Origin of the sequence: Streptomyces sp. CB09001, assembly GCF_003369795.1 — a bacterium.
GTDB lineage: Bacteria > Actinomycetota > Actinomycetes > Streptomycetales > Streptomycetaceae > Streptomyces.
Genome location: NZ_CP026730.1, coordinates 2,447,543 through 2,470,212 on the forward strand (window position 1 = coordinate 2,447,543; position 22,670 = coordinate 2,470,212).

22 protein-coding genes, 2 tRNA genes and 1 pseudogene are annotated in these 22,670 nt (G+C 71.8%); 14 read left to right on the forward strand and 11 right to left on the reverse strand.

Annotated features, from left to right (window positions below; translation table 11 throughout):
* The first annotated feature begins 47 nt into the window (after nucleotides 1-47).
* The 6 genes from ehuB (at nucleotide 48) to C4J65_RS11325 (ending at nucleotide 4,221) form a co-directional block, all read left to right on the forward strand.
* Complete coding sequence (ehuB, locus tag C4J65_RS11300) at nucleotides 48-977, forward strand: ectoine/hydroxyectoine ABC transporter substrate-binding protein EhuB (RefSeq protein ID WP_115742308.1); 930 nt, start codon at nucleotides 48-50, stop codon at nucleotides 975-977.
* Entirely contained in the window at nucleotides 974-1,675 is a 702-nt protein-coding gene (gene ehuC / locus C4J65_RS11305; RefSeq protein WP_115742309.1) for an ectoine/hydroxyectoine ABC transporter permease subunit EhuC, read from the forward strand. Before ehuB ends, ehuC begins: the two co-directional genes overlap by 4 nt.
* A complete protein-coding gene (gene ehuD, locus C4J65_RS11310) occupies nucleotides 1,672-2,322 on the forward strand; it encodes an ectoine/hydroxyectoine ABC transporter permease subunit EhuD (protein ID WP_115742310.1) in 651 nt (216 codons plus the stop codon). The genes ehuC and ehuD overlap by 4 nt, the downstream gene beginning before the upstream one ends.
* Nucleotides 2,312-3,097, forward strand: a complete 786-nt coding sequence (gene ehuA / locus C4J65_RS11315) for an ectoine/hydroxyectoine ABC transporter ATP-binding protein EhuA (RefSeq protein ID WP_059300561.1) — start codon at nucleotides 2,312-2,314, stop codon at nucleotides 3,095-3,097. The genes ehuD and ehuA overlap by 11 nt, the downstream gene beginning before the upstream one ends.
* A gap of 181 nt (nucleotides 3,098-3,278) precedes the next feature.
* Nucleotides 3,279-4,037: an IclR family transcriptional regulator C-terminal domain-containing protein gene (locus tag C4J65_RS11320; protein WP_162833560.1), complete on the forward strand. Its 759-nt coding sequence runs from the start codon at nucleotides 3,279-3,281 to the stop codon at nucleotides 4,035-4,037.
* 110 nt (nucleotides 4,038-4,147) lie between these two features.
* Nucleotides 4,148-4,221, forward strand: a tRNA-Lys gene (locus tag C4J65_RS11325).
* Between the two features lie 45 nt (nucleotides 4,222-4,266).
* Here C4J65_RS11325 and C4J65_RS11330 read toward each other — a convergent pair.
* From C4J65_RS11330 to C4J65_RS11340, 3 genes are all read right to left on the reverse strand, one after another.
* Complete coding sequence (locus C4J65_RS11330; RefSeq protein ID WP_115742311.1) at nucleotides 4,267-4,872, reverse strand: lytic polysaccharide monooxygenase; 606 nt, start codon at nucleotides 4,870-4,872, stop codon at nucleotides 4,267-4,269.
* A 133-nt stretch (nucleotides 4,873-5,005) separates the two neighbouring features.
* Nucleotides 5,006-6,157, reverse strand: a complete 1,152-nt coding sequence (locus C4J65_RS11335; RefSeq protein ID WP_115742312.1) for an SPFH domain-containing protein — start codon at nucleotides 6,155-6,157, stop codon at nucleotides 5,006-5,008.
* Between the two features lie 56 nt (nucleotides 6,158-6,213).
* Nucleotides 6,214-7,275 carry a peptidoglycan-binding protein gene (locus C4J65_RS11340; protein WP_115742313.1) on the reverse strand — a complete coding sequence of 354 codons (1,062 nt, stop codon included), beginning with the start codon at nucleotides 7,273-7,275 and terminating at the stop codon, nucleotides 6,214-6,216.
* Between the two features lie 198 nt (nucleotides 7,276-7,473).
* Between C4J65_RS11340 and C4J65_RS11345 the strand changes: the two genes are divergently transcribed.
* The 3 genes from C4J65_RS11345 (at nucleotide 7,474) to C4J65_RS11355 (ending at nucleotide 11,739) form a co-directional block, all read left to right on the forward strand.
* Nucleotides 7,474-7,547, forward strand: a tRNA-Lys gene (locus C4J65_RS11345).
* 293 nt (nucleotides 7,548-7,840) lie between these two features.
* Complete coding sequence (locus C4J65_RS11350; RefSeq protein WP_115742314.1) at nucleotides 7,841-9,805, forward strand: cellulose synthase catalytic subunit; 1,965 nt, start codon at nucleotides 7,841-7,843, stop codon at nucleotides 9,803-9,805.
* Entirely contained in the window at nucleotides 9,802-11,739 is a 1,938-nt protein-coding gene (locus C4J65_RS11355) for a kelch motif-containing protein (RefSeq protein ID WP_115742315.1), read from the forward strand. The genes C4J65_RS11350 and C4J65_RS11355 overlap by 4 nt, the downstream gene beginning before the upstream one ends.
* An 88-nt stretch (nucleotides 11,740-11,827) precedes the next feature.
* On the opposite strand, the gene C4J65_RS11360 is transcribed toward C4J65_RS11355, so the two are convergent.
* The 7 genes and pseudogenes from C4J65_RS11360 to C4J65_RS11385 all read right to left on the reverse strand — a co-directional run bounded on the left by C4J65_RS11360 (nucleotide 11,828) and on the right by C4J65_RS11385 (nucleotide 17,064).
* Complete coding sequence (locus C4J65_RS11360) at nucleotides 11,828-12,859, reverse strand: glycoside hydrolase family 6 protein (RefSeq protein WP_162833140.1); 1,032 nt, start codon at nucleotides 12,857-12,859, stop codon at nucleotides 11,828-11,830.
* A gap of 92 nt (nucleotides 12,860-12,951) precedes the next feature.
* Nucleotides 12,952-13,698: a class F sortase gene (locus C4J65_RS11365; RefSeq protein WP_115742316.1), complete on the reverse strand. Its 747-nt coding sequence runs from the start codon at nucleotides 13,696-13,698 to the stop codon at nucleotides 12,952-12,954.
* Nucleotides 13,699-13,700: 2 nt separating this feature from the next.
* On the reverse strand, nucleotides 13,701-14,255 hold the full coding sequence (locus C4J65_RS11370; RefSeq protein ID WP_115742317.1) for a hypothetical protein: 555 nt from the start codon (nucleotides 14,253-14,255) through the stop codon (nucleotides 13,701-13,703).
* A 102-nt stretch (nucleotides 14,256-14,357) separates the two neighbouring features.
* Nucleotides 14,358-15,137 carry an HAD-IIA family hydrolase gene (locus C4J65_RS11375; RefSeq protein WP_115742318.1) on the reverse strand — a complete coding sequence of 260 codons (780 nt, stop codon included), beginning with the start codon at nucleotides 15,135-15,137 and terminating at the stop codon, nucleotides 14,358-14,360.
* Between the two features lie 75 nt (nucleotides 15,138-15,212).
* Nucleotides 15,213-15,521, reverse strand: a complete 309-nt coding sequence (locus C4J65_RS37180; RefSeq protein WP_346265875.1) for a hypothetical protein — start codon at nucleotides 15,519-15,521, stop codon at nucleotides 15,213-15,215.
* Nucleotides 15,475-15,594, reverse strand: a pseudogene (locus tag C4J65_RS36575) (hypothetical protein); the annotation flags it as partial. The pseudogene C4J65_RS36575 and the gene C4J65_RS37180, both read right to left, overlap by 47 nt.
* A gap of 249 nt (nucleotides 15,595-15,843) precedes the next feature.
* Nucleotides 15,844-17,064: an ROK family transcriptional regulator gene (locus tag C4J65_RS11385; RefSeq protein ID WP_115742319.1), complete on the reverse strand. Its 1,221-nt coding sequence runs from the start codon at nucleotides 17,062-17,064 to the stop codon at nucleotides 15,844-15,846.
* A 56-nt stretch (nucleotides 17,065-17,120) separates the two neighbouring features.
* On the opposite strand from C4J65_RS11385, the gene C4J65_RS11390 reads away from it, so the two are divergent.
* From C4J65_RS11390 to C4J65_RS11400, 3 genes are all read left to right on the forward strand, one after another.
* The gene (locus C4J65_RS11390; RefSeq protein ID WP_115742320.1) at nucleotides 17,121-18,203 is read left to right on the forward strand and encodes a Gfo/Idh/MocA family oxidoreductase; all 1,083 of its coding nucleotides are present in this window, start codon (nucleotides 17,121-17,123) and stop codon (nucleotides 18,201-18,203) included.
* Complete coding sequence (locus C4J65_RS11395) at nucleotides 18,200-18,676, forward strand: heme-degrading domain-containing protein (RefSeq protein WP_115742321.1); 477 nt, start codon at nucleotides 18,200-18,202, stop codon at nucleotides 18,674-18,676. The genes C4J65_RS11390 and C4J65_RS11395 overlap by 4 nt, the downstream gene beginning before the upstream one ends.
* Before the next feature lie 107 nt (nucleotides 18,677-18,783).
* On the forward strand, nucleotides 18,784-19,656 hold the full coding sequence (locus C4J65_RS11400; protein ID WP_115742322.1) for an LLM class F420-dependent oxidoreductase: 873 nt from the start codon (nucleotides 18,784-18,786) through the stop codon (nucleotides 19,654-19,656).
* An 80-nt stretch (nucleotides 19,657-19,736) separates the two neighbouring features.
* Here C4J65_RS11400 and C4J65_RS11405 read toward each other — a convergent pair whose 3' ends face one another.
* Nucleotides 19,737-20,594 carry a fumarylacetoacetate hydrolase family protein gene (locus C4J65_RS11405; protein WP_115742323.1) on the reverse strand — a complete coding sequence of 286 codons (858 nt, stop codon included), beginning with the start codon at nucleotides 20,592-20,594 and terminating at the stop codon, nucleotides 19,737-19,739.
* Nucleotides 20,595-21,082: 488 nt separating this feature from the next.
* Here C4J65_RS11405 and C4J65_RS11410 point away from each other — a divergent pair, with 488 nt between their 5' ends.
* Together C4J65_RS11410 and C4J65_RS11415 are read left to right on the forward strand one after the other, a co-directional pair.
* Nucleotides 21,083-22,099 (forward strand): SEC-C domain-containing protein, encoded by a 1,017-nt coding sequence (locus C4J65_RS11410; RefSeq protein ID WP_115742324.1) that lies wholly within the window; start codon nucleotides 21,083-21,085, stop codon nucleotides 22,097-22,099.
* A 104-nt stretch (nucleotides 22,100-22,203) separates the two neighbouring features.
* Nucleotides 22,204-22,662, forward strand: a complete 459-nt coding sequence (locus tag C4J65_RS11415; protein ID WP_115742325.1) for an SRPBCC domain-containing protein — start codon at nucleotides 22,204-22,206, stop codon at nucleotides 22,660-22,662.
* Nucleotides 22,663-22,670 lie beyond the last annotated feature (8 nt).

The window sequence follows — 22,670 nt, forward strand, 5'->3', positions numbered from 1 at the left end:
TGAAAAAGATCGGCATAACCTGCCCACCTTCGGGTAGCTGCGCGCCCATGGCTCCACCACACAGAACCCCACCAAGGGGTATATCCGACCAAAGGTCCAGGACAGCCGGGCCCACCCGCCGGTCGCTGCTCGCGGGGGTCGCGGCGCTCGGTGCGCTGGGGGCGGCCGGCTGCTCGCGGGTGGCCAGCGCATCCGACGTGGAAGGCGGTGACCTTCTCGGCAGGCTCAGGGCACAGGGAGTGGCCCGGCTCGGCATCGCGGGCGAGGTTCCCTTCGGGTACATCGACAAGAACGGCGAGCTGACCGGTGAGGCGCCGGAGCTGGCGAAGGTCATCTTCAAGCGGCTCGGAGTGGACCGGGTGCAGCCGGTACCGACGGAGTTCGGCTCCCTCATCCCGGGCCTGGCGTCGCAGCAGTTCGACGTCGTGGCGGCCGGGATGTACATCAACGCCGACCGCTGCGAGCAGGTCATCTTCTCCGACCCCGACTACCAGATGCTCGACGCGTACATCGTGCGCAAGGGCAATCCGCTCGGGCTGCACAACTACAAGGACGTCGTCAAGAAGAAGGCGAAGTTCGCGACCGGCACCGGCTACGCCGAGATCGCCTACGCGGTGGAGCACGGGTACAAGGAGGACGACATCCTGATCGTCCCCGACCAGGTGGCCGGACTCAACGCCGTCGAGTCCGGGCGCGTGGACGTCTTCGCGGGGACCGCGCTGACCGTCCGCGAGGTGGTGAAGAAGTCCAGCAAGGCGGAGGCGACCGAGCCCTTCTCGCCCATCGTCGGCGGCAAGCCGCACATCGACGGCGGCGGTTTCGCCTTCCGTCCGGACGAGACCAACCTGCGGGACGCCTTCAACGTCGAGCTCCAGAAGCTCAAGAAGAGCGGCGAACTGCTGCGGATCCTCAAGCCCTTCGGTTTCACCGAGAACGAGATGACCGATCTGACCGCGAAGGAGCTCTGCGGCGGATGACCTCGGGACTGTGGGAACTCGTACTCCAGGGCGTCTGGGTCACCATCCAGCTGCTCTTCTTCAGCGCCCTGCTGGCGACGGCCGTCTCCTTCGTGGCCGGCATCGCGCGCACCCACCGGCTGTGGATCGTCCGCTTCCTCGCGGGCCTCTACACCGAGGTGTTCCGGGGGACCTCCGCGCTGGTGATGATCTTCTGGGTCTTCTTCGTGCTGCCCCCCGCCTTCGGCTGGCAGCTGGTGCCGATGTGGGCGGGCACGCTGGCGCTCGGGCTGACCTACGGGGCGTACGGCTCCGAGATCGTGCGCGGCGCGCTCGCCGCGGTCGACCCGGCGCAGAAGGAGGGCGGCATCGCGCTCAGCTTCACGCCCTGGCAGCGGATGAAGCTGATCCTGCTGCCGCAGGCGGTGCCGGAGATGATCCCGCCCTTCTCCAACCTGCTGATCGAACTGCTCAAGGGCACCGCCCTGGTGTCCATCATGGGCATGGGCGACCTGGCCTTCAGCGCCAACCTGGTGCGCCTGGCGCTGCAGGAGAGCGCGGAGATCTACACGTACGTCCTGCTGATCTACTTCGTGATCGCGTTCCTGCTCACGCGGGTGATGCGCGGCCTGGAGAAGAAGCTGAAGGCGGGCGTCGGAAAGGCGCCGGCGAAGAAGACGGCGGCCGTGCGCGTGCCTGAGGGAAGTGGTGTGTCGTGAAATGGGACTGGAGCGCGGTCTCCGACTTCATGCCGCACTTCTGGGACGGGCTGCTGGTCACCCTGCAGATCCTGGTCCTCGGCTCGCTGGTCTCGTTCGGCCTCGGCCTGGTGTGGGCGCTGCTGATGCGGGTGCCGAGCCGCTGGGTGACCTGGCCGGTCGGCGTGGTCACCGAGTTCGTCCGCAACACGCCGCTGCTGGTGCAGCTGTTCTTCCTGTTCTACGTGCTGCCCGAGTGGAACATCACCTTCTCGGCGCTCACCACCGGTGTGGTCGCCATCGGCCTGCACTACTCGACGTACACGATGCAGGTCTACCGGGCCGGCATCGAGGGGGTGCCGGTCGGCCAGTGGGAGGCCGCGACGGCGCTGAACCTGCCGATGCGCCGGACCTGGACCGCCGTGATCCTGCCGCAGGCGATCCGGCGTGTGACCCCGGCCCTCGGCAACTACGTGATCTCCATGCTGAAGGACACGCCGCTGCTGATGGCGATCACGGTGCTGGAGATGCTCGGCGAGGCGCGGCTGTTCTCGCAGCAGAACTTCCAGTTCACCGAGCCCCTGACGGTGATCGGTGTGGCCTTCATCATCATCTCCTACCTGGCCTCCCTTGCCCTGCGAGCCCTGGAGCGACGCCTTGCCCACTGACACTCTCCCCAATCCCGAGAAAAGCCCCGAGCGCAGCTCCGGCGAGCTGATCCGCCTGGAGCAGGTCACCAAGCGGTTCGGGGACAACACCGTCCTCGACCACCTGGACTTCTCCGTCGACGCAGGCAAGCACGTCACCCTGATCGGCCCGTCCGGTTCGGGCAAGACGACGATCCTGCGGCTGCTGATGACGCTCCTCAAGCCCGACGAGGGCACGATCACCGTGGACGGGCAGAAGCTCTTCCCGGCGACCGAGAAGGAGCGGCGCGAGGTCCGCAAGCAGATCGGGATGGTGTTCCAGCAGTTCAACCTGTTCCCGAACATGAGCGTCCTGCGCAACATCACCGAGGCGCCGGTCACGGTCCTCGGGATGTCCAAGGACGAGGCCGTGGAGCGGGCCAAGGGCCTGCTCGACATGGTGGGCCTGGCGGACAAGTGCGACGCCCGGCCGGCCCAGCTCTCCGGCGGCCAGCAGCAGCGGGTGGCGATAGCCCGGGCGCTGGCGATGCGCCCGAAGGTGCTGCTGCTCGACGAGGTGACCTCGGCGCTCGACCCGGAGCTGGTCGCGGGCGTCCTGGACCTGCTGCGGGACATCGCCCGCAGCACGGACATCACCATGCTCTGCGTGACCCACGAGATGAACTTCGCCCGGGACATCTCGGACCAGGTCCTGATGTTCGACTCGGGCCGGGTCATCGAGGCCGGCGCACCGGAGAAGATCTTCAGCGAGCCGGAGCACGACCGGACGCGCGAGTTTCTCAGCGCCGTCCTGTAATTGCGCGGCGCAGCCGCCCCAACGTCCGAGGTCGGGACGTTGGGGCAGGCCAATGGCATATGCCACGGGGTCTGCGTCGCAGATCAGGGCCCCGAAATCCGGTCAACACCCCCTCACGAGAGGCCTCTTGGCGGCTATCGTGAACGCAGGGATGCACCAGCGAGCGCAGGGGGAGACCACCGTGGCGCTGCAGCACAGGCCGACCGCGCCGCACCACTCGACCGAGGACGCCCTGCGCGTCCTGGAGACGGTGGCGCGGCACACCTCCGGTGTCACCGACACCGAGATCGCCCGCGAGAGCGGCATCGCCCCGGAGCGCCTGACCACGCTCCTGCGGATGCTGCGCCGCGAGGCATACGTCGAGCAGACCGCCGACGGCGCGTACGTCACCGGGGAGGCGCTGGCCCGCCTCGGCTCGGCCCAGGGCCGCGAGCAGGCGCTGCGCGAGAAGCTCCAGCGCACCCTGGAGGGGCTGCGCGACTCGGTGGGCGCGGCCGTCTACATCAGCCGGTACGTCGACGGCGAGGTCAGCGTCACCCAGTACGCCGACAGCCCGGCCGCGCCCAGGGTGAACGAGTGGGTGGACTTCCGCGTCTCGGCGCACGCCACCGCGGTGGGCAAGTCGCTGCTGACCCAGCTGGACCACGCGGGCCGCCGCGACCATCTGGCCCGGCACCGGATGGCCCGCCTGACCTCGCGCACCATCACCAGCGACAAGCTGCTGCTGTCCCGGCTGGAGTCCCAGCCGGCCACCGTGCCCGTCCTCGACCTCCAGGAGTACGCGGTGGGCACGGTCTGCGCGGCCGTCCCGATCACCGCCGGTTCCGCCGTGGGCTGCCTGGCCCTGTCGCTCCCGGTCGAGCACGCGCACCGGCTGCGCCGCGCCGCGGACGAGCTGAACCGGAGCGCGGCACCGGTGCTGCTGTCGCTGGCGATCTAGGGCCCGTCCGGTCGCCGGGACCCCCGCCCCGGCGCTGGTCACGAGCACTGCCCGGGACCGGGTAGTATTTTCGTCGTCGCTGGCCGCGCGAAGCGGACGGCGGGAGTCATGCGCCGCTAGCTCAGTTGGTTAGAGCAGCTGACTCTTAATCAGCGGGTCCGGGGTTCGAGTCCCTGGCGGCGCACAGAAGGAAGGGCCCCCTCGCTCGGCGAGGGGGCCCTTCCGCTGTTCAGAAGGTGACGTCCGAGCAGGCGTAGAACGCGTTGCCCGTGTCGTGGACCGTCCACACCGCGAGGATCACGTGGTGTCCGCTCAGCCCGGTCGGCAGGGTGCCGCTGTGGGAGAGCGTGGCCGGGGGCTGCTTGCCGCCGTAGGGCACCGTGAAGAACGGGGTGAGGTTGAGGTCGGACCGGGTCAGGTTGTGGTTCTGGTTCCAGCCCGGCCTGGTGACGTAGTACTTGAAGTCGGTCGTGGCGTGCCGGGCGGTGAACTGCCAGCGGAAGGTGTAGCTCTGCCCGCCGTTCACCCTGGTGGTCGGCCACGCCTGGCCGTTCGGCTGCTTGGGGCTGTCGAGCGCGGCGAACGACCCGTGCCCGGCGGAACAGATCTTGCCGTCGGCCGGCCCGGAGGCCGGGAAGCCCTTGGGCCCCTCCACGCTCTGCGGCTCCCACTGGATGGCGCCGCATCCGCCGACCGTGCCGTTCTGGCACACCTTCTGCCGGCTGACGGGCAGGTCGGTGTAGCCGTGACCGCTGGCGCCGCCGGACGAGAGCACGAGGGCTCCGGTGGTCGCCATGCCCAGCGCGGCCGCGTACAACTTGGTCCTTGTGCGCATACTGCTGCTCCCTGTGACGTGTGGGGAAGTTCAGGGGAAGTTCAGTGAGCCGTGCAGATGAACCGTGCAGGTCTAGACCAAGTCTCAGATTATTGCCGACAATTGAACATGTCCATACCAAACGCGGAACGGGTCAGTGCCCCGTGTCCCCCCGTCCCGCGCAGAACGCCACCGTCAGGTCCTTCACGAGCACCTTGCGCTCGTAGTCGTCCAGCTCCACCAGCCCGCGCACGGTCAGCCGGGTCACCGTGTCCTCCACCGAGTCCACGACCGAGGTGAGCACGCTCGCCCGCTGCGCGGCGTCCAGCGCGGCGATCCGGCGCCGGTGCATCGCGGCGGCGACCTCGGGGGCGTACTCCACCCGGACCGGCCGCACCGAGAACACCTCCAGGCCGACCGGCGCCGCGTCCGCCGCCACCAGCCGGGTCAGCGTGTCCCCGGCCACGTCCGCCGAGCTGCGCACCGTGCCGAGCGGCTCCACCGGGACCCGGGCCAGCGCCGCCTCGACGCACTCGCGCAGATACGTCTCGTGGTCCTCGACGCCCAGCGTGGCCTTCGCGGTGTCCCGCACCCGCCACACCACCAGCGTCACCGCCCGCAGCGCCACCCCGTTGCCGTCCGCCGCGGGCATCGGCTCGCTGCGCCAGTGCCGCAGCCGCACGTCCACCCGGCGGCGCAGCAGCAGCGGGTTCACCCACATCAGGCCGGTGCGCCGCACCGTCCCCCGGTAGCGGCCGAACAGGCCGAGCACCCAGGCCCGTCCGGTCCGGCCCCGGGCCAGCCCCCCGAACCCGAACATGCCCAGCGCCCCCGCGGCCGCGTACGCCGCCCACTGCGCGGGCCCGAGCCCGGCGCCCGCGTACGCCGGCAGCCCCAGCGCCTGCGCCGCGAGCGGCGGTACGAGACCCGCCCACCAGGTGGTGCCTGCGCACCCGGCCGCCCCGCACAGACCGGCGGCCACGCCCGCGGCGCCGGGCAGCACCCGGGCCGGACGCTCCGTCAGCTCCGGGTCGATGCGCGGTGCCGGGCGCGGGCGCGCCGCGACGGGCCGCCGCGCGCCCGGCCGTACCCCGGTGCGCTCCCCCGGCCCGGGCCGGCGCGCGACGACCGCGGGCCGCAGCGGTACCGGCACCGGATCGGGGTCGTCGCGGAACAGCAGATGGACGGGGATCTCGGTGGTGGCCTCGTTGTGGATGAGCCGGGCGGGCCGCTGACCGGCCGCCGCCGCGGACTCCTCCGGTGCCGCCGCCGCGGACTCCGGGTTCGTTGACGATGTCGTACTCATGCGTGCTCCAGCCTCCGCGCCAGACGCGTCATGAACGGATGATCACCCCGGTGCGCTCAGGAGAAGAGCCGCCGCCAGGTCTCCGGGCCCGGGTAGCCGTCCGCCGCTCCGCCGCGCCAGCCCTGGGCGCGCTGGAAGGCCTCGACGCCCCGTCGGTCCGCCTCGCTCCAGCGCGGCCCCGGCCCTCTCTTGTAGTGCGTGCCGAATCCCTTCCTCACCAGCTGCCTGCCGAGCCGGGTGACGTACGGGTTGTCCGCGCCCGGCCGGAACATCGCCCGGCCGGGGTATCCGGCCACCCCGTGCGAGGCGGGGCCCGCGGCCCCGGGCGGCGCCTCCTCGGTGCCCGCCGCGCCCGCCTTGCCCGCGCCGCTCGCCGCCACCCCCTTGTAGCGGTACGGCAGGTACTGGGCGGAGTTGCTCCAGTAGGCGTAGGGCGTGTCGAGCTTCCGGGTGCGCGGCGGGGTCTGTTCGTACGCCGTGTAGGCGGTGCGGGTGCCGTCCGTCCAGCCGCCGAAGATCACCACGTGGGAGCCCTTCTGGGGGTCGGACGCGTTGTGGAAGAGCAGGATGTCGCCGGGCTGCAACTCCTCCTTGGTGATGCGGTCGGCGACAGTGCCGAGGCTCCCCGTCCACTCGTTGGCCGGCAGTTTCCAGGCCATCGACACGAAGCCCGAGCAGTCCTGCCGGTAGCCGTCGGACCAGTAGGCGGTCATGCTGTACGGCACCTTCGCGGCCACCCAGCTCCTGGCCCGGTCGATGATCTCCGTACGGGTGATGCCGGCCAGTTCCGCACCGGCCGGGGGCGCCGCGGGCCGGCCGACGGGGCCGTGCAGCGGGGCTCGCGGTCCCTGGGGGGTGCCGGGCTCGTCGGCTGCGGGAACGGCCGGCCGATGGGGGGCGTGCGCGGCCGCCGGGAGCGCCGCCGCGCCGCCCGCACCGAGGGCGGACACGGCGGTGACGGAAGCAGCGGCGGTGGCCACGACCAGCGTGCGGTACGCCGCCGGATGGGCGAGCGCGCGGCCCGCCGGGGCGTGCGGCAGAACGCGCCGCCAGTGGCGGCAGCCGGCGCAGTCGCAGTCTCTCGCGGGCTCGATCTCCTCGAATACGGGAGTCTCCATGCGATTCCCCTCACACTCCCGGTGGACAGGTCCGCGGCGGTGCACATCGGTACATGTCGGCCAGTTTCGCAACTGTCTTCATCACTCGCATGTTGACGGTCCGAATGATGTACCCGGCCGACGGGACGGCCCCGCGGGTGAGCCCGGCGGTGGTCCGGAGCACCGGTCGGCATCGGGTAGAGTTGCGCAGGTCAGCAGGCGCCGCTAGCTCAGTTGGTTAGAGCAGCTGACTCTTAATCAGCGGGTCCGGGGTTCGAGTCCCTGGCGGCGCACCGACGGTCGAAGGCCCTCCGTATCACACGGGGGGCCTTCGGCGTATCCGGGACCGGGGCATCTTGCGATCATGACGAACGCCGTAGAACCCTGGTCCGGTTGGGGGGCGGGTGCCGAGGGGGTGCCGAGGGGGGCATCATGCAACCGGGGGTCGCCATTCCATGTCTATATAAGGTGTGGATGCCGTGGTGACAGTGACCCACCACTGTGACGTCCGTGACGGTCGAGGGGGACCGGTACAGGCGAAGGAAGCGACGAAACACGCATGACCCGCGTGTGGGGGGAATGACTCATGACGTCGACGCCGACGGGCGCCGGGCCGGACCACGACCCGTCCCAGACCACCCAGCTCCGGGTGCCCGGGCACCGGAACTGGAACACCGGTTCGTTCCGCCGGATAAAGAAGACGCTGCCGAAGTACGACTACGAGCACTACAGCCGCCTCGCGGGCCCCCTCACCCAGCCCGACCCGAACAAGCCGTACCGGGTGCAGTACCGCTCGCTGATCTCGCAGGAGCCGCATCGCATCAGGGTCGCCCTGATGCTGGCCGCCGCCCCGCTGCTGTCGGTGGTGCTGCTGGTCTGGCTGCTCCAGCCGGAGCACTGGACCGAGCGCGACTACGTGGCCTTCTCCTGGCTGCCCGCGCTCGACATCGTGATGCTCGTCGCGATCGGCCTGATCGAGCTGTTCCGCTGTCTGAACGTGCTGTCGAACGCGCACGCCACCCTGGTCGCCCGCGACCCGGTCCCGGTGGTGCCCGAGACCGGCACCAAGGTCGCCTTCCTCACCTCCTTCGTGCCCGGCAAGGAGCCGCTGGAGATGGTGACGAAGACCCTGGAGGCGGCCGTGAAGATCCGCCACCGCGGTCTGCTGCACGTCTGGCTCCTCGACGAGGGCGACGACCCGGAGGTGAAGGAGGTGTGCGCGCGCCTGGGCGTGCACCACTTCTCCCGCAAGGGCGTCGCCAAGTGGAACCGGAAGAAGGGCCCGCACCGCGCCAAGACCAAGCACGGCAACTACAACGCCTGGCTGGACGCGCACGGCGACGACTACGACTTCTTCGCCTCCGTCGACACCGACCACGTGCCGCTGCCGAACTACCTGGAGCGGATGCTCGGCTTCTTCCGCGACCCGGACGTCGGCTTCGTCATCGGCCCGCAGGTCTACGGCAACTACGACAACCCGATCACCAAGGCCGCCGAGTCGCAGCAGTTCCTCTTCCACGCGCTGATCCAGCGCGCCGGCAACCGCTACGGCGGGCCGATGTTCGTGGGCACCTCCAACGCGGTGCGCATCAGGGCGCTCAAGCAGATCGGCGGCCTGTACGACTCGATCACCGAGGATATGGCGACCGGGTTCGAGATGCACCGCCACAAGAACCCGGCCACCGGCCGCAAGTGGCGCTCGGTCTACACCCCGGACGTGCTCGCGGTCGGCGAGGGCCCGAACGCCTGGACGGACTTCTTCACCCAGCAGATGCGCTGGTCGCGGGGGACGTACGAGACGATCCTCAAGCAGTACTGGAAGGGCTGGTACTCGCTGCCGCCGAGCAAGCTCTTCAACTACACGATGATGATCATCTTCTATCCGATGTCGGCCCTGAACTGGATCCTGGCGGCGCTGAGCTGCTGCCTGTTCCTGGGCCTGGGCGCGTCCGGCGTCAACATCGACCCGGCGGTCTGGCTGATGCTCTACGGCAACGCCTCCGCGCTCCAGATCGGCCTGTACGTCTGGAACCGCCGCCACAACGTCTCCCCGCACGAGCCGGAGGGCTCCGGCGGCGTGGCCGGCATGATCATGTCCGCGCTGTCGGCGCCGCTGTACGCGAAGGCGCTCGTCGACTCCGTGCTGCGCCGCAAGAGCAAGTTCGTGGTGACCCCGAAGGGCGACTCGGCCAGCCCGGACACGCTGTTCGGCACCTTCCGCTACCACTGGTACTTCATCGTGATCTTCGGTGGCTCGATCGCCGCCGGCTTCGTCTACGGCCACTCGCACCCCGCGATGATCATCTGGGCGACGTTCGCGCTGCTGATCACCGCGTCGCCGATGTTCGCCTGGCGCCACGAGCTGAGGAAGGCGAAGAAGCAACCGCCGGTCGCGGCGGCGGAGCCCGCACCGCGGGTCCCGTCGCAGCAGCAGGCGCCGTACGGACAGCACGCGCCGCAGCAGAGGCCCAACTGGGCCGCCCCCGGCGACGGGGGAGACGACCAGACCATGCAGATCGCCCTTGGTGGACTTGGGGGACGTAAGGAATGAAAGACCGTGCCGGCCGCCGCCGCGCCCGTCGCTTCGCGATAGGTACGGCGGTGGTAGTCGCGCTGGCCGGGATGAACGGGCCGTGGCTCTACCGCTTCAGCACCGAGAAATACCACCAGTACAAGATCAATCAGCCGGAGTACAAGGCCGCCAACGGCAAGTGGGAGATCGTCGAATTTCCCGAGAAGTACCGGCAGAACACCATCCACGCGGCACTGCTGCGCACCGGCAAGGTGCTGATGGTCGCCGGGTCCGGCAACAACCAGGACAACTCCGACGACAAGCAGTACGACACCCGGATCTGGGACCCCGTCAAGGGCACCATCAAGAAGGTGCCGACGCCGTCCGACCTGTTCTGCACCGGACACACGCAGCTCGCCAACGGCAATCTGCTGATCGCGGGCGGCACCAAGCGGTACGAGAAGCTCAAGGGCGACGTCACCAAGGCCGGCGGCCTGATGGTCGTCCACAACGAGAACCCGGACAAGCCGATCACCCTCCCGGCGGGCACCAAGTTCACCGGCAAGGAGAACGGCAAGACCTTCGTCTCCAAGGACCCGGTCCTGGTGCCCCGCGCCAAGAAGGTCTTCGACCCGGCGACCGGCGAGTTCCTGCGCAACGACCCGGGCCTCGGCCGGATCTACGTCGAGGCGCAGAAGAGCGGCAGCGAGTACGAGACGGGAACGGAGGACAACTACCGCATCCAGGGCCTGTCGGGTGCCGACGCCCGCAACACGTACGGCATCGCGCAGAAGCTCGCCCTCGACAAGAAGGACTTCCAGGGCATCCGGGACGCCTTCGAGTTCGACCCGGTCGCCGAGAAGTACATCAAGGTCGACCCGATGCACGAGGCCCGCTGGTACCCGACGCTCACCACCCTGGGCGACGGCAAGATCCTCAGCGTCTCCGGCCTCGACGACATCGGCCAGCTGGTCCCCGGCAAGAACGAGGTCTACGACCCGAAGACCAAGGAGTGGACCTACACCGACAAGGTCCGCCAGTTCCCGACGTACCCGGCGCTGTTCCTGATGCAGAACGGCAAGGTCTTCTACTCGGGTGCCAACGCGGGGTACGGGCCCGACGACGTCGGCCGTACCCCGGGCATCTGGGACGTGGACACCAACAAGTTCACCAAGGTCCCCGGCATGAGCGACGCGAAGATGCTGGAGACGGCGAACACCGTGCTGCTGCCGCCCGCGCAGGACGAGAAGTACATGGTGATCGGCGGCGGCGGGGTCGGCGAGTCCGAGCTGTCCAGCGAGAAGACCCGGATCGCCGACCTCAAGGCGGACGACCCGAAGTTCGTGGACGGGCCGTCACTGGAGAAGGGCACGCGCTATCCACAGGCCTCGATCCTGCCCGACGACAGTGTGCTGGTCTCCGGCGGCTCGGAGGACTACCGGGGCCGCGGCGACTCCAACATCCTTCAGGCGCGGCTCTATCACCCGGACACGAACTCGTTCGAACGGGTCGCCGATCCGCTGGTGGGGCGCAACTACCACTCCGGTTCGATCCTGCTGCCCGACGGGCGCCTGATGTTCTTCGGCTCGGACTCGCTCTACGCCGACAAGGCCAACACCAAGCCGGGCAAGTTCGAGCAGCGGATCGAGATCTACACGCCGCCGTACCTGTACCGCGACTCGCGGCCCGACCTGTCGGGCGGCCCGCAGACCATCGCGCGCGGTGAGTCGGGGACGTTCACGTCACGGGCGGCGTCGACGGTCAAGAAGGTGCGGCTGATCCGGCCGAGCGCGTCGACCCACGTCACGGACGTGGATCAGCGGTCGATCGCGCTGGACTTCAAGGCGGACGGGGACAAGCTGACGGTGACGGTGCCGGAGGGGAAGAACCTGGTGCAGTCGGGGTGGTACATGATGTTCGTGACGGACGGTGAGGGGACGCCGAGTAAGGCGGAGTGGGTGCGGGTGCCGTAGCGCCGCGCTGCTCGGCCGTTGTTCACCTGCGGGTTCGTCGTGGCTGGTCGCGCGGGTCCCGCGCCCCGTTGGGGCGCGGGACCCGGCGTCACCCAGTGCCCTCGGCCAGACTCAAGGCGTACTCCGGATACCACTCGCCCGCCTTCGGGCCGCCCTTGCACTCGCCGTCCGACTCTCCGGGGCGCTTGACCCACAGGTAGGCGTCGACCAGTGGGTCGGCGGTCTTCGTCGTCGGGGTTTCGCCCAGGGCCCGGCCGGGAGGGTTGCACCAGCGTTCGTCCGGGGCGCCCTCGGTGTAGGGGCCGTTGCCGTTGCGGCTGGTGTCGATGACGAAGGGCTTGCCGCCCACCTTGGCGGAGAGCTGCTTGCCGTAGGCGATGGAGTCCTCGGTGGTGTAGAAGTTCGACACGTTGACCGCGAAGCCGTCGGCCTGGTCGATCCCGGCCCGTGTCAGGGGGTCGAAGATCTGGTCGGGGTGGCCCCAGCCGGCGTTGCCCGCGTCCAGGTACACCTTGGTGTTCTTCAGGGCGCCGAGCTTGGCGATCGCGCCCTTGAGGAGGTCGTAGCGCTCCTCGTGGAACTCCTGCGGGGTGCAGCCGTCGACGAGGTGGAGCACCGCGTCCGGTTCCAGGACGACGGTGGCGGCACGGTCGCCGATGCCCTTGGCGACGCCGTCGACGAAGGACCGGTAGGCGTCGCCGTCGGCGGCGCCGCCCTCGGAGTACTGTCCGCAGTCGCGGTGCGGGATGTTGTAGAGGACGAGCAGCGCGGTGCGGTCGGCCTCGTCGGCGGCCTCGGTGAAGCCGCGGGCCTGCTCCTCGGGGTTCTCCGGGCTGATCCATTCACCGGTCGGCTGCTGGGCGATCTTGCGGATCTCCTCGGCCTGGTCCTTCTTGCCCGCGTCGGCCATGGACGCGACCTGGTGGGCCGCGTTGCCGTCGGGGTTGACCCAGAACGGGTCGGCCTCCTTGGGCTGCTGGGTGATCCCGGCGCCCGCACCCTTGTCGTCCCCGTCGCCGGACGAGGAGCAGGCCGCGAGCAGCAGGGCCGCCGCTCCGAGTGCCGCCGCCGACGCAGCCCGCCTCCTGGACATGTTTCCGGCCGGCTTGCTGCCGTACATCCAACCCCCCTGGGTGCACTGTTCCGAGGCTCAATCCTGACATACACCTCCTGCGCCCACGGCGGTTCCCGACCCCGGGGCCGGGCTCCGTTCTAGGAGCCGGTTCCGGTCAGGTAGGCGGAGACGACGACGTTGGCCGTGTAGCTGTCGGTGGTGTGGTCGAAGGTGCCGCCGCAGGTGATGAGGCGGAGTTCGGAGCGGCCGGTGTCGCGGGGGCCGTAGGCCTGCTGGGCGTCGAAGCCGTCGCGGGTGAGGACCTGGACGTCGTCGACGGTGAACTCGGCGACCTCCGCGTCGTCGCGGGCCACCCGGATCGTCTCGCCGGGTTCGAGGGTGCTGAGCTCGTAGAACACGGCGGGCCTGGTCTCGGTGTCGACGTGGCCGACCATCAGGGCGGTGCCTGCCGCTCCGGGCGTGACGCCTGCCGCGTACCAGCCGACGGAGCCGGGCCGGTCGAAGGGGGGTGGTTCGATCGCGCCCTTGTCGTCGAGGCCGCGGGCCACGACGGGGGCGTCGATGCCGAGTTCGGGGACGTCGAGGCGCTGCGGCCGGGCGTCGTCGAGGGGTGCGTGGGCCGGGGGCAGCGGGACGTCGGGGGGCCGCCCGGCGGCCGCCATGTCGCCGGTGGCCGGCCGGGATATGCCCTCGCGCACGTCGGTGGCCTCGCGGCCCCAGAGCCACAGCCCGAGGAGCAGCACCGTCCAGGCGATGCCGGTGACCAGGCGCCCGCCGGGGGCGGCGGTCGTCGGCGCGGTCTCCGGCGCGGTCTTCCGTGCGGTGTCCTGCTCGTCCCGTTCGTTCTGCTCATCCTGTTCGTTCTGCTCGTCCTGTTCGGACATGGTCAGTCCGTCCTGCGGCTCCGGCTGCGGACGCTGCGCAGTGCCACGGCGACGGCGGCGATGCCCGCGAGCACCAGGCCGGTCACGGTGTGCGCCGTGCCGGGGGGATCGACGCGCGCCCCGTCCCCGCTCTCCGACGCGGCCAGCTCGGCGGTGCCGCCGCCGCCCGCGTCGACGGGGGCGACGGGCGAGGCCGGTGCGGACGGGCGGCCCGCGTCGTGGACGGTGATGGTGCCCCTGCGCGCCTGCTCGCCGCACTTGACCTGCACCGCGTACACACCGGCCCGCACGCTGGTGCGGACCCGGCTGGAGCCGACGAGGACGCCGTCCCCCGCGGCCACGCCGAGCCGTACGTCCGACTCGAAGGCCGCGGACACGGCGACGGCCGTCTTCTCGGTGCAGTCGGGCACGCGGAGCGTGACGTCGGTGCCGGGGGCGGGCGAGGACGGTGTCACGGAGACGCCGCCGCCGTCCGCCGCGTAGGTATAGGCCGCCGGTGCGCACAGCGCGGTGGCCAGCGCGGCACCCGCACAGAGTGTGACTTTCAGTGAGCCCATCGTGTACCTCCAGTTACCTGGAGGTTGCCCCGCGAGTCCCGGCACCGCATCCCGCGCGGGCCGGGGCTACTCCGATCGGGTCATGCGGAGGAGATGCGCGTTTCAGACCCGTTCCACGAGGTCCGCGATGGAGTCGACCACCTGGGACGGGCGGTACGGGAAGTTCTCGACCTGCTCGGGCCGGGTCAGGCCGGTCAGGACGAGGAAGGTCTGCATCCCGGCCTCCATGCCGGCCAGCACGTCGGTGTCCATGCGGTCGCCGATCATCGCGCTGGTCTCGGAGTGGGCGCCGATCGCGTTGAGCCCGGTGCGCATCATCAGCGGGTTGGGCTTGCCCGCGAAGTACGGCTGCTTGCCGGTCGCCTTGGTGATCAGGGCGGCCACCGCGCCGGTCGCCGGCAGCGGCCCCTCGGCGGAGGGACCGGTCTCGTCGGGGTTGGTGCAGATGAAGCGGGCGCCGGCGTTGATCAGCCGTACCGCCTTCGTCATGGCCTCGAAGGAGTAGGTGCGGGTCTCGCCGAGGACCACGTAGTCGGGGTCGTGGTCGGTGAGGATGTAGCCGATGTCGTGCAGGGCCGTGGTCAGGCCCGCCTCGCCGATGACGTACGCCGAGCCGCCGGGCCGCTGGTCCTCCAGGAACTGGGCGGTGGCCAGCGCCGAGGTCCAGATGGAGTCGATCGGCACTTCCAGCCCCATGCGGCGCAGCCGGGCGTGCAGGTCGCGCGGGGTGTAGATCGAGTTGTTGGTCAGGACCAGGAAGGGCTTGCCGGATTCGCGGAGCCTCTTGATGAAGGCGTCGGCGCCGGGGATCGGCACGCCTTCGTGGATGAGGACCCCGTCCATGTCGGTGAGCCACGACTCGATGGGCTTGCGGTCTGCCATGTGCGGGTCTCCTGCCTGCGCGGTCCTGCGTGCGTCCCAGCCTAGACAGTGCGGGATCTTGGGGGAACGGCCGTCTCAGCTTCCGGCGGCTTCCTTCCGGGCGTCGACGGGTGCGAGGAGTTTGAGGCGGTCCTCCGCGGGGGTGCCCGGCTCGGCGGTGTGGATGATCAGGTCGTGGACGGCCCGTCGGGGCAAGGGGCGGGTTCGGGGCGGGTTCAGCCGGCGGAAGGTCGTCTCCGGACGGCCGGCTTCGGGATGGTCGAGCCGCTTGACGTCTTCGGGACGGATGCGGACGTCGTGACTGGGCCCACCCGGTGCGGAGGCCGGGGCTGAGCCTGGCCGGTTCGCCGACGAGCTCGCGCAGGGCCCGGTCGTGGGGTTCACGTCCGGCTTCGGCGCGGAGCACCGCGCCCGTGGCCCTCGCGCCTTCCGCCCGGTCGGCGAGGACGGCAGCCATGTCGACAGCAACCGTGTCGGCGGCGGCGCGGCACCAGGGGCCGGCTGGCGGTGGGGCTCCGTGCGGCCGGGCCGGTCAGCCGCCGTTGCCGCGGCCGAAGAGCGGGGCGAGCAGCAGCTGGGCCGCGCCCTCCGCGACGCCGCGCGGCCCACCCGGCGCGAGCCGCACCGGTACGGCGCCGCGACCGCGTCGGCGGCGGCGCGGCACCAGGGGCCGGCTTGGCGGTGGGGCTCCGTGCGGCGGGGCCGGTCAGCCGCCGTTGCCGCGGCCGAAGAGCGGGGCGAGCAGCAGCTGGGCCGCGCCCTCCGCGACGCCGCGCGGCCCACCCGACGCGAGCCGCACCGGTACGGCGCCGTCGTGACCGCCCTCGCGCCGGGCGCGGGCGTCCAGGACCGCGCCGACGCCGTGGACGAAGGCCTCGGGCGCGGCGGCGACGGTACGGCCGCCGAGCAGCACCTCGTCGATGTCCAGCAGCCCGGCGAGGTTGGCGGCGCCCGCGCCCAGCACCCTGGCCGCCTCCGCGAGGTCCCCGCGGGCGACGGCGGCGAGGCACAGGGCCTCTACGCAGCCCCGGTCGCCGCAGGTGCAGGGCGGTCCGTCGAGCTGGACGACCTGGTGCCCGAACTCGCCGGCGCCGGTCCGGGCGCCCCGGTGCACGCCCCCGCCGAAGACGAGACCGGCGCCGAGTCCCGTACCGAGGTGCAGGTACGCGAAGGAGCCGGCCCCGGCGCCGCCGCCACGCTCCCCGTTTCCCGTGCCGGCGACCGCGAGGCCGAGCGCCGCCGCGTTGGTGTCCTTGTCGACGACGACCGGCACGTCCAGCCGCCGCTCCAGCGCGTCCCGCAGCGGGTAGCCGTCCCACTCCGGGAAGCCGGTGACCCGGTGCAGCACACCGCGGACGTGGTCGAGGGGCCCCGGAAGGGCGACCCCGAGCCCGAGGAGGGTGGGAGCGGCGGCGAGGGCACCGCCCCGCGGACGAGCGTCCGCGCCCTGCGGGACGGGAGGCCCCAGCCCCTCCGCCGCGAGTTCCTCCGCCGCCCGCGCCACCCCCTCCAGCACGGTCTCCGCCCCCGCGCCCAGGTCCAGCGGGGCGCGCCGCTCCGCCACCACGGTGCCGTCGAGGTCGACCAGCACGGCCCGCAGCTCGTCGCGGTCCAGGTGGACGCCGAGGGCGTGACCCGCCCCGGGGACCAGGCGCAGGACCGTGCGCGGCTTGCCGCCGGTGGACGCGCGGCGTCCGGCCTCGGCGGCCAGGCCCTCGCCGCGGAGCCGCGCCGTGATCTTGCTGACCGCCTGCGGGGTGAGCCCGGTGCGCTCGGCGAGTTCCAGCCGGCTGATGCCCTCGCCGCCGGCGGTGCGCAGCAGGTCGAGCACCAGGGCGGTGTTGTGGCTGCGCAGGGCGAGCAGGTTGGCGCCGCCCGCGCCCGTACCTCCGCCGATCCCCGTGCCCCCGCCGTTGCTCCTGTTCACTCCCCCATTGTCCCCGGCGCTTGCACTTTGGCAACACCGTTGCGAAAGTAGGGCGCATGACTGCTACCCCTCCCGGCACTCCCCCTCTGCGTGTCGGCCTCGTCGGCTACGGCCTCGCGGGCTCCGTCTTCCACGCCCCGCTGATCGCCGCCACCGAGGACCTGGCCCTGGACACGGTCGTCACCTCGAATCCGGAGCGGCAGCGGCAGGCCCGCGCCGAGTTCCCGGACGTGCGTACCGTCGCCACGCCCGACGAGCTGTTCGACCGGGCCGCCGAGCTGGACCTGGTCGTCGTCGCGTCCCCGAACAAGACGCACGTACCGCTCGCGACCCGTGCCCTGGAGGCCGGGCTGCCGGTCGTGGTGGACAAGCCGGTGGCGGGCACGGCGGCCGAGGCGCGTGCGCTGGCGACGCTGGCCGAGGAGCGCGGCCTGCTGCTCTCCGTCTTCCAGAACCGGCGCTGGGACAACGACTTCCTGACCCTGCGGAAGCTGCTCGCCGAGGACGCGCTGGGCGAGGTGTGGCGCTTCGAGTCCCGCTTCGAGCGCTGGCGGCCGAAGCCGAAGGGCGGCTGGCGCGAGTCCGGCGACCCGGCGGAGATCGGCGGTCTCCTGTACGACCTGGGCAGCCACGTCGTCGACCAGGCCCTCGTCCTCTTCGGCCCGGTCACGCAGGTGTACGCCGAGTCCGTGGTCCGGCGGGCGGGCGCGGCGGCGGACGACGACACGTTCCTCGCGCTCACCCACGCGAACGGCGTCCGCTCCCACCTCTACGTCTCCTCCACCGCCGCCCGGCTCGGCCCCCGCTTCCGGGTGCTCGGCTCGAAGGCGGGCTATGTCAAGCACGGCCTCGACCCGCAGGAGGCGGCGCTGCGCGAGGGCAAGCGGCCTGGTCCCGGCTGGGGCGAGGAGGACGAGTCGCTGTGGGGCCGCGTCGGCGCCGGTGACTCCCCGCCGACCGGCGGCGGGCAGGTGGCGGCGACCGTCCCGGGCGACTACCCCGCGTACTACGCGGCGGTGGCGAGGGCCCTGCGCGAGGACGGCCCGAACCCGGTGGACGCGCTGGCGGCGGCCGCCGCCCTGGACGTACTGGAGGCGGCCCGCCGGTCCGCCCGCGACTCAGTGGTGGTGGCCCTGTGAGCACCGCACCGACGACCCCCACCGTCGCGGAGCTGGAGGAGCAGGAACGCCGCCTGGTCTTCCGCCGGTTCACCCACGACGACGCGTGGGCGCTGGGCTCGCTGCTCGTCGAGCTGGCCCGGGAGCGCGAGGCCCCGGTGGCCATCGACATCCACCGCGCCGGACAGCAGCTCTTCCACGCCGCGCTGCCCGGCTCGACCCCCGACAACGACGCCTGGATCGCCCGCAAGCGCCGTGTCGTGGAGCGGTACGGCTCGGCCTCGTACCTGGTCGGCTCGCGCTTCCGGGCCAAGGGCACGACCTTCGAGGAGTCCTCGCGGCTCGACCCCGACACGTACGCGGCGCACGGCGGCTCCTTCCCGATCGCCGTCGCCGAGGTCGGCGTCGTGGGCGCGGTGACGGTCTCCGGGCTGCCGCAGGTGGAGGACCACCGGCTGGTCGTCGAGGCGCTGGAGCGGTTCCTGGGCGAGTAGCCCGACCGGCCCCGGGCGGGGTGGTCGGGGAATCAGCGGTGGGTTACCCGTGGTTTTCAGGCAGACGCACGGGACGATCACGGCACCCACCGGAGGGATCACAACCGATGAACGAGGCGACGGCTTCCCTGAAGGAATCGGTCGGACGGTACGGCGTCTGGAGCGGCCAGCTGCGCTCGGAGGACCCGGAGGGCGCGGCGGAACGCGCCGAGGCCGCCGCCGAGCTGGAGCGGCTCGGCTACGGCGCCCTGTGGCTCGGCGGCAACAGCGCCGCCCGGAACGCCGCCCCGCTGATCGCGGCGACCGGGCGGATCGTGGTCGGCACCAGCATCCAGAGCATCTGGGAGCACAAGGCGTCCGAGGCGGCGGCGGGCTTCGCCGAGCTGGAGGTGTCCCATCCGGGCCGCTTCGTGCTCGGCCTCGGGGTGAGTCACGCCCCGATCGCGGAGGGGTACCGCCGCCCGTACTCGACGATGGTCGGGTACCTGGACGAGCTGGACCAAGCCGGGATGCGCTCCGGCCACCGGGTGCTGGCGGCGCTCGGCCCGAAGATGCTGGACCTGTCCCGGGACCGGGCGGCGGGCGCGATCCCGTACCTGGTCACGCCCGAGCACACCGCGCAGGCCCGCGAGCGGCTCGGCGAGGGGCAGCTGCTGGCCCCGGAGTTCAAGGTCGTCCTCGACTCCGACCCGTCCCGCGCCCGTGCGACGGCCCGCGCCTATCTCGCCATGTACCTGAAGCTGCCGAACTACACCAGGAACTTCCTGAACCTCGGCTTCACGGACGACGACGTCACGGCCGGCGGCAGTGACCGCCTCATCGACGCCGTGTTCGCCTGGGGCGACGAGGCCGCGATCCGCGCCCGCATCGACGCCTTCCACGCCGCGGGCGCCGACCACGTGGCCCTCCAGCTGGTGGAGGACGACATGGCCCGCCTCCCGAGGGAGGGCTGGCGCCGGCTCGCCGCGCTCCTGGACTGAGGGCAGGGCACGTGGGGCGCGGGGCGGTGACGCGTGCGGCTCCGCCACCCGTGGTTCCGCCCGGCGCCCCGGCGGAGCGCCTACGCCCCCTTGAGTTCCTGCCGCTGCCGCCCCAGTCCCTCGACCTCCAGCTCGACCACGTCCCCGGCCCGCAGGTACGGCTTCGGCTCGGGCCGGCCCATCGCCACCCCCGCCGGCGTCCCGGTGTTGATGACGTCTCCGGGACGCAGCACCATGAACCGGCTGACGTACCGCACGACCTCCCCCACGGGGAAGATCTGCTCCGCGGTCGTCCCGTCCTGCTTCAGCTCGCCGTTCACCCACAGCCGCAGCGACAGCCGCTGCGGGTCGGGCACCTCGTCGGCGGTCACCAGCCACGGGCCCAGCGGGTTGAACGTCTCGCAGTTCTTGCCCTTGTCCCAAGTCCCGCCGCGCTCGATCTGGAACTCCCGCTCGGACACGTCGTGCGCGACCGCGTACCCGGCGACACAGGCGAGTCCCTCCTCGGCCGACTCCAGGTAGCGGGCGGTGCGCCCGATGACGACCGCCAGCTCCACCTCCCAGTCGGTCTTGGTGGAGCCGCGCGGCACGAGCACCGTGTCGTGCGGTCCGACCACCGTGTCCGGCGCCTTGAAGAAGACGACCGGCTCGGCGGGCGGCTCGGCCCCGGTCTCGCGGGCGTGGTCGTGGTAGTTCAGCCCGATGCACACGATCTTGCCGATGCGTCCCACCGGCGGGCCGACGCGCAGCCCGGTGCCGTCCAGGGCGGGCAGTTCACCGGCCTCGGCGGCGGACCGTATCCGGCCGAGCGCGCCCTCGTCGGCGAGCAGCTCGCCGTCGATGTCCGTCACGACGCCCGACAGGTCTCGCAGGGTCCCGTCGGCGTCGAGCAGCGCGGGCCGCTCCGACCCCGCCGTACCGACTCGCAACAGCTTCATGATCCCCAACTCCTCGATCGCGGGCAGCCCGCCCGACGTTGTGCGACCTGGGTGCGGCAGCGACGCGACGGCCGTCGGAGGACTGGTCGATCCTCCAAGGCCGGAGTCCACTCCGCAATACCCCGTTCACGTACTGGACCGTAGCCACCCGGGCCGTGGCCACGCACCGGACCGGCCCGCGTTCAGCGGTAGAGCACGGCCCGCTCGACGGCGCTCCACGTCGTGCTGGTGACGACGTAGAGCGCGGCGGCCAGCGGCACCACGGCCACGGTGACCAGCGTGAAGCGGGCCTGTCGGTGATCGGCCTGTTCAGCTTCCTGCCGACGGTGCTCCAGCGCCCGCCCGGACTCGCGCCCCGGACTCGCGCCCCGGCCCGCGTCACCGGCGTTGCCCGGCGGGCCCGGCAGGCCTCGGCGGGGCCGTTGCCCCGGTCCGCCGGCCCCCCGCGTGGCTGACCCTTGTCACCTCACGGCAGTACGGTGTCCCCCATGCGCCCCGACACGCCCGCCGAAAACGTCGACCACGCCGCCGAGGCGGCCCGCCTGGAACGCACCGCCGGCCTCTACCCCGAGGACGCCGAGGCCCTGCTCCTGCGCGCCGCCGCCCACCTGGAACTGTCCGGCGACCGCCCCGCCGCGACGAAGCTCTACGACCGCCTGCTGTCCTCCGCGGCTTCCGCCCCTCTGGACAACCCGTCCCTGGTCCGGGCCCTGAAGGCGTCCAACCTCTGGGAGTACGACCACGAGGCGGAGGCCAGGGCGATCATCGACGGGGTGCGGGCGGCGTCGCCGCGCGACCCGGCCCCCTGGGTGATCGTGGCCGAGGCCCTGGAGTCCCACGACGAGCTGGAGGCGGCGCAGGAGACGTTCACGGAGGGCGCGCGCCTGCTCCTGACGGACGTGCCGGAACCCCCGTACTCCACCCACCCCCTCCTCTACGGCCGCCACCGCGTCCGCCGCATGCTGGGCCTGGCCCACGACGACTGGGACACCCTGGCCGACACCCTGCACTCGATGCCGGTCTCCCTGGACGAGCTGCACGACCCGAAGCGCGTCTGGTCCCTGGGCTCGGACAATCCCGCGGACCTGGAGGCGGAGATCCTTCGCCTGCGCGCCGAGCTGGGCGCCTACCGCGAGGCCCTGTCCCGCCCCTTCCCGGTGGCCATGCTCCACTGGCCGGCCGCCGAACTGACGGAACTGACCGAGGCGTACCCGTCCCTCGCCTCCGAGTACCCCTCCTACGACGCCCACCTGGCGTCGATAGAGGCGGCCCTGCGCGAACTGGCCTCCTCGGGCACCCCGAACCTGGGCGTGGTCCCGGGCACGGTCCCCTCCTACGAGGCCTTCGCGGCGTCGGAGGGCGCGTCCCCGGCCGACCCGGTCCTGCTCCCGCAGTACGCGACGACACTGGCGGCCCGGGGCCTCGCGGTGGCGTGGCCGCCGCAGCGCGGGGCGGATTGCTGGTGCGGGTCGGGGCGGGCGTACGGGGAGTGCCACGGTCGGTAGAAACCGGCGCGGGGGCCGATGAGTTCCGGCGCCGCCGGTCGTCTACAGGTGCGAGAGCCTCGCCGACAGCGGGCGGGGCGCCACCACCGAGGAGACACGACGACATGAGCACCGACCAGACGCCCACCGCGGCGGGCAACGGCTTCTCCTACACCCTCACCCGCGCCCTGGACGCCCCCGCGGCCCAGGTCTGGCAGGCCTGGACCACCCCCGACCAGTACGCCCAGTGGGCCTACGCCGTCCCCGGCTCCGTGGAGATGGACGTCCGCCCCGGCGGCACCTGGAAGGCCACGATGCGCACGCCCGACGGCACGGAGTTCCCCCTGACCGGCTCGTACATCGAGGTCGCCGAGCACTCGGCCCTGACCATCGGCATGGACATCCCCGGCCGCCCGGACCCCGCGACGATGACCGTGGAACTCGCGGAGGAGGGCCCCCGCAACACCGTGATCACCCTCCGTCAGACCTGCGACACGGCGGAGGAACGGGACGGCGCGGAGCAGGGCAGCGGGATGCTGCTGGACGGTTTGACGGGGTTCCTGGCGCAGGCGCCGAGGGCCTGACTCCCCCT

Bases quoted from the DNA above. Each gene is read 5' to 3' on its own strand.
- ehuB (WP_115742308.1), top strand. From the start codon at position 48: ATGGCTCCACCACACAGAACCCCACCAAGGGGTATATCCGACCAAAGG.
- ehuC (WP_115742309.1), top strand. From the start codon at position 974: ATGACCTCGGGACTGTGGGAACTCGTACTCCAGGGCGTCTGGGTCACC.
- C4J65_RS11330 (WP_115742311.1), bottom strand. From the start codon at position 4,872: ATGCGCACAAGGACCAAGTTGTACGCGGCCGCGCTGGGCATGGCGACC.
- C4J65_RS11335 (WP_115742312.1), bottom strand. From the start codon at position 6,157: ATGAGTACGACATCGTCAACGAACCCGGAGTCCGCGGCGGCGGCACCG.
- C4J65_RS11340 (WP_115742313.1), bottom strand. From the start codon at position 7,275: ATGGAGACTCCCGTATTCGAGGAGATCGAGCCCGCGAGAGACTGCGAC.
- C4J65_RS11350 (WP_115742314.1), top strand. From the start codon at position 7,841: ATGACGTCGACGCCGACGGGCGCCGGGCCGGACCACGACCCGTCCCAG.
- C4J65_RS11355 (WP_115742315.1), top strand. From the start codon at position 9,802: ATGAAAGACCGTGCCGGCCGCCGCCGCGCCCGTCGCTTCGCGATAGGT.
- C4J65_RS11360 (WP_162833140.1), bottom strand. From the start codon at position 12,859: ATGTACGGCAGCAAGCCGGCCGGAAACATGTCCAGGAGGCGGGCTGCG.
- C4J65_RS11365 (WP_115742316.1), bottom strand. From the start codon at position 13,698: ATGTCCGAACAGGACGAGCAGAACGAACAGGATGAGCAGAACGAACGG.
- C4J65_RS11370 (WP_115742317.1), bottom strand. From the start codon at position 14,255: ATGGGCTCACTGAAAGTCACACTCTGTGCGGGTGCCGCGCTGGCCACC.
- C4J65_RS11375 (WP_115742318.1), bottom strand. From the start codon at position 15,137: ATGGCAGACCGCAAGCCCATCGAGTCGTGGCTCACCGACATGGACGGG.
- C4J65_RS11390 (WP_115742320.1), top strand. From the start codon at position 17,121: ATGACTGCTACCCCTCCCGGCACTCCCCCTCTGCGTGTCGGCCTCGTC.
- C4J65_RS11400 (WP_115742322.1), top strand. From the start codon at position 18,784: ATGAACGAGGCGACGGCTTCCCTGAAGGAATCGGTCGGACGGTACGGC.
- C4J65_RS11405 (WP_115742323.1), bottom strand. From the start codon at position 20,594: ATGAAGCTGTTGCGAGTCGGTACGGCGGGGTCGGAGCGGCCCGCGCTG.
- C4J65_RS11410 (WP_115742324.1), top strand. From the start codon at position 21,083: ATGCGCCCCGACACGCCCGCCGAAAACGTCGACCACGCCGCCGAGGCG.
- C4J65_RS11415 (WP_115742325.1), top strand. From the start codon at position 22,204: ATGAGCACCGACCAGACGCCCACCGCGGCGGGCAACGGCTTCTCCTAC.